The organism is Streptomyces globisporus (genome assembly GCF_003501885.1).
Taxonomy (GTDB): domain Bacteria; phylum Actinomycetota; class Actinomycetes; order Streptomycetales; family Streptomycetaceae; genus Streptomyces; species Streptomyces globisporus_D.
In genome coordinates, this window is the sequence record NZ_QWFA01000413.1 from 1 (window position 1) to 766 (window position 766).

At 77.0% G+C, this 766-nt stretch carries 1 pseudogene; it reads left to right on the plus strand.

The window, feature by feature from the left end:
- Positions 1-766: pseudogene (locus tag D3105_RS34050) on the plus strand (sacsin N-terminal ATP-binding-like domain-containing protein); the annotation flags it as partial.

Sequence of the window (766 nt, forward strand, 5' to 3'; positions counted from 1 at the left end):
GCACCCCGCGCCGGGTCCGCTGACCGACTTCCTGGTGGAGCGGGCGGCCGACGCGTACGCGGAGCTGCTGGGCGACTGGCGGCCCGTGTCGACCGGGACGATCGACCTGGTGCCGGGCCAGCTCGGCAAGGGCGCGCTGGACGGAGCCCTGCGCGGGGCGATCCTGGCCCGGCTGCCGAGGATCGCCTTCCTGGAGCCCGCCGCACCCCGGGACCCCGAGGCGGAGAGCGGCTGGGCGGACGACTGGGACCGCGACCAGGACCGTACGGAGAACACCTCCGCCCTGCGGCCCGTCGAGGCCGAGGTCGTCGAGGGCGTCGGGGCCGAGACCGTACGGGTGCTCGCCGAGGTGCTGCCCTGTCTGCTGCCCGCCGGCCTGGAGCGGCGCACCGAGCTGCGGACCCTCGGGGTCGCCCGGGTCCCGCTGACCGAGGCGATCGACCGGCTCGCCGGGCTGGAGCGCGACCCCGCCTGGTGGCACCGGCTCTACGACAGCCTCGCGGGCACCGACCCCGACCGGCTCACCGGCCTCCCCGTCCCGCTCGCCGGTGACCCGGAGGACGAACAGGCCGGCCGCCCGCCGCGCACCACGATCGGGCCGCGCCAGATCCTGCTGCCCCTCCCTGACGCGCTGACCGGGCCCGTCCTCGGCCGCCTCTCCCGGCTCGGTCTGAAGGTCGCCCACCCGGACGCGGCCCACCCCCTCCTGGAGAAGCTGGGCGCCCTGCCCGCCACCCCCCGAGCTGTGCTGACGACTCCTCAAGTC